We start from the raw sequence: 7,339 nt of genomic DNA, 5'->3' as shown, positions 1-7,339 counted from the left end.
TCGCCGCCACGATCTCGTCGATGTCGCCCGGCCGGAAGTTCGACACGCCGATCGATCGCGCCAGCCCCGCCTCGCGAAGCTTCACCATCGCCTCCCAGGCCTCGACGTAACGACCGTCGCCCGGCACCGGCCAATGGATCAGATACAGATCGACCGCCTCGACCCCCAGCAGCGCCAGGCTCTCGTCGAGCGCCGCCGCCGCGTCGCCGTGCCGGTCGTTCCACAGCTTGGTCGTCAGGAACACGTCCGCGTCGCGCATCCCCTCACCGACCCCGCGCTCGTTATGATAGAACGCGGCCGTGTCGACCAGGGCGTAGCCCAGGTCCAACCCGCGCCGGACCACGCTCGCCACCTGCGCGTCCGGGATCTGATAGGTGCCCAGTCCCATCCGGGGCATCGTACGTCCGTCATTCAGCGTGAAATCGTCCATGCACCGCCCAACCTACCGCATCCGCGCCCGGTTCCGCCCATCCTTCCGGTTGACGCCCGCGCGTCCCCGCCCCTACGCCGGCGACCATGATAGAGAGCATCATCAGCGCCCTTGTCGCGTTCTGCGTCGGCGTCATCCGCGCGGGCGGTTATTGGGGCGTCGCGCTGCTGATGGCGATCGAGAGCGCGTGCATCCCGTTGCCGTCGGAGATCATCATGCCGCTCGCGGGCTATCTGGTCTCGACCGGCGAGTTCAACATCTACCTCGCCGCCACCGCCGGCGCGCTCGGATGCAACTTCGGGTCGATCTTCGCATACGAGGCGGGCAAGCGCGGAGGCCGACCGTTCGTCGCGGCTTACGGCAAGTATTTCCTGGTGGGGCTCGACGAGATCGACGCGGCCGAACGCTTCTTCGCCCGCTGGGGCTCGCTGGCGGTGTTGGTCGGCCGGCTCCTACCCGTCATACGCACCTTCATCGCCTTTCCGGCCGGTGTCGCGCGCATGAAGCTCCTGCCGTTCCACCTTTACACCTTCATCGGCTCCTGGCCCTTCTGTTTCGCGCTCGCCTGGGTCGGCCGCGAGCTGGGCCAGTCATGGAACAGCGACCCGCGGCTGAAGGCGGCGTTCCACCAGGCCCATATCGTCATCGGCGTGCTCGGCGCGGCGGCGATCGCCTTCTACATCTGGCACCGCGTGAACGGCATCAGGAAAAGCCGCGCAAGCGCGCCGCTTCCCTAAGCTCCTCCATCCGGTCAGGCGCGATCTGGTCCATCCGCCGTCGATATACATCGACAAGCTCGTCGCCCGCCTTCTCGGGCGATCCTGCATCGAACGGCGGCTGTGGGTCATATTCCAGGCTCAGTTGCACGGCGCGCGCATGTGCTTCCCCGCGCGTCTCAGCCATAAGCGCCAATGCGAAGTCGATACCAGCTGTCACCCCGCCGCCGGTTACTCTGTTCCGATCGAAGACGGTACGCGCCGCTACCGGCTCCGCACCGAACAAGCGCAAAGCCTCGAACCAGCCCCAATGGGTCGCCGCCTTATACCCATTGAGCAGCCCCGCCCCGCCCAGGATGAGCGACCCCGTACACACGCTCGTCACCCACCGAGCGGACGCGCCGACTCGCTGAACCCATGCTATTGCCTCGTCATCCTTGATGACGGTCGTGACCCCGATCCCGCCCGGAACACACAATATGTCCGCCGCAGGCACGTCGGCGAAGGTAGCCGTCGGCACAATCGAAAAGCCTGCATCGGTCGGCACCGGCTCCAGCGTCTTCCACACTAGATCTACCCGGGCGTTCCCCAGCCTGGAAAGCACCTGCGCCGGTCCCGTCAGGTCGAGCTGGGTGACGTTCGGAAACAATAGGAATGCGACGTGAAGATGATCGGACATGGCATGGGCTCCCGGTTCGAAAGGGTGCCCAGGCGCGCGGCTCGATCCGCCGCGCTCCCCCGTGGTGATCCACTCGGCGCCAGTCACGCGACCCGCGAATGCTAGGCCTGCCCTGCCCGCCGCGCAAGCCATCCGAGCAGCGGCCCCGCCACGGCCAGGTACAACCCCAGCCCCGCCCAGCTCGACCAACCCCACCAGCTGCTCGCCACCGTGGACATCTGCCCATGCGCCAGCCGCATGTCCCACACGACCTGCTTCAACGGATATTTGTAATCGGGCGGCGCCATCACATCCCCGGCCGCGATCATCAGGTTGATCACCATCGACACCGCCAGCAGCCCGCCGACGAACACTCGCTCGCGACGCGTCCCCAGCGACGCCCAATACGTCCCCAACCCGATCCCGAGCAGCCCGGCCACTGGCATCGCATGACGCGGCCCCGTGGAATTGCCTCCATGCCAGTAATAATACGAGGCATTGACCAGCAACACGATCGCCGCCGCGACCGACACCGCAATCGCCAACCCCCGCGTCGCCTGCTCGCGCCACAACAACGCCAACCCGACCGGCGCGAACAACATTACCGGCGCAACCCACAGCAGTCCGCGCCTGGGCCCCACCGTGATCTCGCGCAGTACCTGGAGCGACGGCGTCGTCAGCCCGAAAAAGCCTTGGTCCATCCCTTCCCATCCGACCACGCCCTGATAGCCCAGCCGGAACACCGTCCCGAACGCGACGAGATTGTAGATCGCCAGCGGCACCAGCGCCGCGACGCCGCCCGCTACCGCGATCCCGATCAGCCGCCACCGCTCCAGCCGCGGCCAGGCTCGGACCAGCGCCCAGACGCCTATCACTGACCCGGCGAGCACCGCCTGATACTCGACCACCACCGCCCACCCGAGCGCCGCCCCCGCGAGCAGCGCCAACCCCGGCCGCGCTTGCGCATCGGCGGTCCCCCGCCACACCGCCCAGACCGCGATCACGTACAGCGCCGCGACGCTCGCATGCCCGAACAGGGTCGTCGACCAGCCCCAGATCGGCGAGCCGAGCGCATAGGCGAGGCTGGCGACCAACGCCGCTCCCGCCCGCCCCGTTAATCCGAGCGCGAGATCGAACAGCAACACCGCCGCGACCGCCGTCAGCACCGCCGGCCCGCTCGCCGTCGCCGCCCATTGCCGCGCCAGCATGAACCGCGAAAAGGCGGGATCGCCCTGACGCAGCGGCACGTCGGCCGACCGAACCCCCGTGACGGCGGTCACGACCGCGACGGCGGGCAACGCCGTCAGCGTCATGCCCGGCGCCTTATCGAGGTAATAATGATCGCCGAACCGCGCGAAATCGATCGTCAACGGGGCGAACTCGTCGATCGTCGCGTCCCCGTCCTCGACCAGGCTGACCGCCGCGAACAACCGCGTAGCGTTGTTGGGATTGCCCTCCCAAGACCCGAGCCACGCGCACGAGAACCAGACGAGCAGGAACAACCCCACCCGGAAACTCCGCCCCGCCTCTTCCCCACTCGACATCGCCGGACGCTATCGCCGCGCGCCGCGATCGTCCAGTTCGCGAACGGGCACCTTACCGCGGCTGGCGCGACCGCTCTACGGCGCGTGCCGCGTCCTCGCGGCGCGACTCCCGGACGCGCTGGTTGAAACAGCCGGTCTGACCACCGGGGCCGATCGCCGAGCAGCTGCCGATCGTGTTCACGCCCGCTCCCGCCTCCAATGCCGTTCCCGAGCGGACCGCCCAGGCCTCATTCTCCGGCGTGATCTCCAATTCGCGCAGTTCCTTGGGAACGCGGAACTGCTCCTGCGCCGACCGCCTGGAACAGACGACGATTTCGTTGCCGGCATTGTCGGTCGGGCAGCGCTGATTGCCGTACAGCACGAGCACACCGTTGACGGGCGCGCCGCGCGAGACCTCGCCCGGGGTGCTGGTGGACTTGGGCGCGGCTACACCGGGGAGCGCGACCTGCTGGGCCTGCACGGGAGCGGCCCCGAAAACAAACGAGGCCAGCGCGGCCAGGAACAGCTTAGGCAACGTCATTCCCTCAAATCCTCTTGGCGGCCGCGATCGCGATCTTGCAACCCAGCCGGATCAGGCCGCTCATCACCGGATAGCCGAATACGTTCTCCGCCCCCGCCGCGATGGCATGGTCGCGGTGCTCGATCTCCTCCGCCTGGAAATCGGCGATCGCCGCCGTCAGCTCGGGGTCGCTGTCGCCCAGCTCCTCCAGTTGCTCGGCATAGTGCTTGTCAATCTCGGTCTCGACCGCGGCGGTGCAGGCCATCGCCGCGCCCGGCCCGATTGCCGCCGTCATCGCGCCCAGCGCGAAGCCGGCGACGTTCCAGAACGGATGCAGCAACGTCGGCCGCACGCCGCGCTCGACGATCATCCGGTCGAAGAAGGCGCGGTGACGCTCTTCCTGGCTCGCCATATGGTGGATCGCGCGCGCGGCCGGGTGCCGGTCGCCCAGTACCGCGAGTTGACCCGCATAGATGCGCGTCGCGCCGTACTCGCCCGCCTGGTCGACGCGGATCATGGCATCGGTATCGACGGTCCGGTCGCCCGGCTTCCAGCTCATGTCGTTCATCGCGCGGCCTTCCTGCCTGACAGAAGTAACCAGATGGTGAGCGCCCCGCCCAGCGAGAAGAGGGCGTTGAACCCCGCCAGCGATACGCCCGCCAGCGTCCAGGGCGCGCGGTCGCAGCGGACCAGCGGCGCGTTCAGGATCGCCGCGAGCCGATCGTCGGCGCTCGCCCCGCCGAGCGGCACGGTCGAGGTGCAACTGGTGATCCCGCGCCACCAGCCATACTCGACGCCGGCATGAAACAACCCGATCGCCCCCGACACCGCGATCAGCAACGCGGCGAGCGCGACCAGCGCCACCCGCGTTCGTCCATCCGCCGCAAAGGCCAGCGCCGCCGGTACGAGCGCAGCGTAATGCGGCCAACGCTGCCAAAGGCACATTTCGCACGGATATAGCCCGCCCAACAGCTGCGATCCCCACGCTCCGGCCAGCAGCGCCGTCGGGATCAACAGGGCCGCCACGCGCGCGAGGTCGAACGATCGACCCAACGCGTTACTTCTTCACGGCCGGCCGCGTCGCCGCCGCGACCTGCGCCGCGCCGCCCAGCCGCGCGATCGTCTTGAGCGCATATTGCAGCTGGAAATCCTCGACGCCCTGCTTCTTCAGCTGATCGGGCGTCGCGGTGAAGCGGGGATCTTCCTTGACGTCCTCCTCCAGCACCTTGTTGTCCGCCTTGACCTCGTTGATCAGATGGCGGCGCAGATCGGCCTCCCGGAACACGGGGCGGCTCTTGCGGTCGGGGTCGGACAGCTGCGGCACCGCGATATCAGGCTCGATCCCGCCTTCCTGCACCGACTTGCCCGACGGCGTGAAATAGCGCGCGGTGGTAAGGCGCAACGCGGTCTTCGGTCCGACCGGTAGCAGCGTCTGCACCGATCCCTTGCCGAATGTCCGCTCGCCCATGACGATCGCGCGGTGATGGTCCTGCAGCGCGCCCGCGACGATCTCCGACGCCGAAGCCGTCCCCGCATCGACCAACACGATCACCGGCAGGCCGTGCGCGCCGTCACCGGGCTTGGCGAAATATCGCTCGATGTCGGTGCGCTCGCGCCCGCGCTGCGACACGATCTCGCCGCGTTCCAGGAACGCGTCCGTCACCTCGATCGCTTGGCTCAGCAGCCCGCCGCCATTCTCGCGCAGGTCGACCACATAGCCCAGCGGCCTGCGCCCGAGCGCCTTTTCGACCGCCATCAACGCCGCGCGCGTGTCGGCCCCCGTCTGCTCGGAGAAGGTGTTGATGTTGATATAGCCGACATCGCCCTTCAGCTCCCACTTCACGGGACGCTGAACGATCACCTCGCGCGTCATTGACACCTCGACCGGCTTGTCGCGGCCGGGCCGCACCAGCGTCAGCGCGATCTTGGTTCCGGCCTTGCCGCGCATTTGCCCGATCGCCTCGTCGAGCGACGCGCCGAAGATAAGCTTGCCGTCGATATGCGTGATGTAGTCGCCAGCCTTTACCCCGGCGCGGTCGGCGGGCGTGTCCTCCTGCGGCGCGATCACCTTGACCGCGCCGTCCTCCATCGAAACGGTCAGGCCCAGACCGCCGTAATTGCCCTCGGTCTGGATGCGTAGATTGTCGAAATCGAGCGCGTCGACATAGGACGAATGCGGATCGAGCGAGGACAGCATTCCCGCAATCGCGCCCTTGATCAGCGTCTTATCGTCGACCTTGTCCACGTAATCCGCCTTCACGCGGTTGAACACGTCCAAGAATTGGTCGAACTCGCGGTAGGTCTCCGTATCGGCGGCGGCCATCGCGGCGGTCGCGATCGGCACCAGCGCCAGCGCGCCGACGATCGCGGTGGCGGTTAGAAGCGGGCGAGGCATGGGCGAACGGTCCTTGGGTCGCGGGTGACGACGGAGCTTAGCGCGACCTGCGGTCGTATCAAAGCCGGCGGGTGAACGAGGGCTGACCGGGGCCGAGCAGCGCGGTGATGTCGACCGGGCGACCGCGTCGACGTAGCTCGACCGCGACCTCCGGCGCGTCGCTGAGCGGTGCCGCGCCGACCGGCGTTCCCGCCCCGATTGCCGCGCCTGGTCGAACCCGAGAGACGGCAAGTCCGGTCAACGTCGTCGACCAACCCTCGCCGTGGTCGATCACGACCACCGTGCCGTATCCGCGATAAGACTTCGTGTAACGGACCGTTCCGCCCGCCGGCGCGACGACCGCCGCACCGGGCCGCACCACGAAGGTCAACCCGCGCGAGCGTACCCCGGCGGGCGATACTTCGTCGAATCCGGTCGCCAGCCGCCCCGCGACCGGCAAGCGATAGACCCCTCCGGCGGCGGCCGGCGACGCCACGCCGGGCGCGAGCGGGCGCGGGATTGGCGCGGGCAAGGACGCCAGCGCTTCGGCCGTGACCTGCGCGCGGTCGGCCTCGTCGATCCGGTCGAGCAGGTCTCGCGCCTGCTCGCCGAGCGCCAGCGCCCGGTCGCCTTCGCTAAGCGCATCGCGGCCGAGCGAGCGCGCCTGCGCCCGGTGGCTCGCCTCGGCCCGGGCCAGTGCGACCCGTTCTCCCTCCAGCCGCGCTTGTCCGCTCCGCAACGCGGCTGCGGCGATCCCCGCACTCCGCCCGAGCCACTGCGTCCGGGCCAGCTCGACCCGGACGACCGCCGTGCGCGCCGCGATTATGGGCACCGCTCCTCCGAGCACCGCGCGCAGATGGACCAGGTCGGCAACCGATCCCGGCTGCGCGATCGTCGCGACCGCAGGCCGACGCGCCAGCGACTGTAGCGCGGCGAGCAGGCCTGCGACCGGTGCCTGCGCCGCGCCGAGCCGCGCCCGCTGCGCCCGCAACAGATCGTCCACTACGGCGACCCGAGCCCGCGCGGTCTCCAGCTCTGCTCGCGCGACCACGACGCGCGCCGCCAGCGCGCGCTCCTGCGCCGCGGCCCGCGACGCGGCGTCGGTGGCCGCCGCCGCC

Annotated in this window: 9 protein-coding genes and 1 riboswitch; of the genes, 1 reads left to right on the top strand and 8 read right to left on the bottom strand. The window is 68.9% G+C overall.

The features are described 5' to 3' along the window. Positions 1 to 430 (bottom strand): aldo/keto reductase (locus ACFE7F_RS15080; protein WP_375404670.1); only part of this gene is annotated, 430 nt, incomplete at its 3' end. 86 nt (positions 431 to 516) lie between these two features. On the opposite strand from ACFE7F_RS15080, the gene ACFE7F_RS15075 reads away from it, so the two are divergent. After that, the gene (locus ACFE7F_RS15075; RefSeq protein ID WP_375404669.1) at positions 517 to 1,167 is read left to right on the top strand and encodes a DedA family protein; all 651 of its coding nucleotides are present in this window, start codon (positions 517 to 519) and stop codon (positions 1,165 to 1,167) included. On the opposite strand, the gene ACFE7F_RS15070 is transcribed toward ACFE7F_RS15075, so the two are convergent. The 7 genes from ACFE7F_RS15070 to ACFE7F_RS15040 form a co-directional block, all read right to left on the bottom strand. Continuing rightward, the gene (locus ACFE7F_RS15070; protein WP_375404668.1) at positions 1,133 to 1,825 is read right to left on the bottom strand and encodes a DJ-1/PfpI family protein; all 693 of its coding nucleotides are present in this window, start codon (positions 1,823 to 1,825) and stop codon (positions 1,133 to 1,135) included. The genes ACFE7F_RS15075 and ACFE7F_RS15070 overlap by 35 nt on opposite strands. A gap of 19 nt (positions 1,826 to 1,844) precedes the next feature. After that, positions 1,845 to 1,922, bottom strand: a riboswitch (ZMP/ZTP riboswitch). Positions 1,923 to 1,926: 4 nt separating this feature from the next. After that, the gene (locus ACFE7F_RS15065; RefSeq protein ID WP_375404667.1) at positions 1,927 to 3,348 is read right to left on the bottom strand and encodes a hypothetical protein; all 1,422 of its coding nucleotides are present in this window, start codon (positions 3,346 to 3,348) and stop codon (positions 1,927 to 1,929) included. Positions 3,349 to 3,400: 52 nt separating this feature from the next. Then, the gene (locus tag ACFE7F_RS15060) at positions 3,401 to 3,862 is read right to left on the bottom strand and encodes a hypothetical protein (RefSeq protein WP_375404666.1); all 462 of its coding nucleotides are present in this window, start codon (positions 3,860 to 3,862) and stop codon (positions 3,401 to 3,403) included. 10 nt (positions 3,863 to 3,872) lie between these two features. After that, positions 3,873 to 4,406, bottom strand: coding sequence for a demethoxyubiquinone hydroxylase family protein (locus ACFE7F_RS15055; protein ID WP_375404671.1), 534 nt, complete (start codon positions 4,404 to 4,406; stop codon positions 3,873 to 3,875). 5 nt (positions 4,407 to 4,411) lie between these two features. Further along, positions 4,412 to 4,900 (bottom strand): disulfide bond formation protein B, encoded by a 489-nt coding sequence (locus ACFE7F_RS15050; protein ID WP_375404665.1) that lies wholly within the window; start codon positions 4,898 to 4,900, stop codon positions 4,412 to 4,414. Positions 4,901 to 4,904: 4 nt separating this feature from the next. After that, positions 4,905 to 6,242 (bottom strand): S41 family peptidase, encoded by a 1,338-nt coding sequence (locus ACFE7F_RS15045; RefSeq protein ID WP_375404664.1) that lies wholly within the window; start codon positions 6,240 to 6,242, stop codon positions 4,905 to 4,907. 58 nt (positions 6,243 to 6,300) lie between these two features. Then, the coding region (locus ACFE7F_RS15040; protein ID WP_375404663.1) for a murein hydrolase activator EnvC family protein at positions 6,301 to 7,339 on the bottom strand (1,039 nt) is incomplete at its 5' end.

The organism is uncultured Sphingomonas sp. (genome assembly GCF_964235535.1).
GTDB lineage: Bacteria > Pseudomonadota > Alphaproteobacteria > Sphingomonadales > Sphingomonadaceae > Sphingomonas.
This window is presented reverse-complemented; position numbering and strand designations above follow the sequence as displayed.

Excerpts from the sequence above, each read along its gene's own strand:
- ACFE7F_RS15055 (WP_375404671.1), bottom strand. The coding sequence starts at position 4,406 with ATGAGCTGGAAGCCGGGCGACCGGACCGTCGATACCGATGCCATGATC.
- ACFE7F_RS15065 (WP_375404667.1), bottom strand. The coding sequence starts at position 3,348 with ATGTCGAGTGGGGAAGAGGCGGGGCGGAGTTTCCGGGTGGGGTTGTTC.
- ACFE7F_RS15070 (WP_375404668.1), bottom strand. The coding sequence starts at position 1,825 with ATGTCCGATCATCTTCACGTCGCATTCCTATTGTTTCCGAACGTCACC.
- ACFE7F_RS15075 (WP_375404669.1), top strand. The coding sequence starts at position 517 with ATGATAGAGAGCATCATCAGCGCCCTTGTCGCGTTCTGCGTCGGCGTC.
- ACFE7F_RS15045 (WP_375404664.1), bottom strand. The coding sequence starts at position 6,242 with ATGCCTCGCCCGCTTCTAACCGCCACCGCGATCGTCGGCGCGCTGGCG.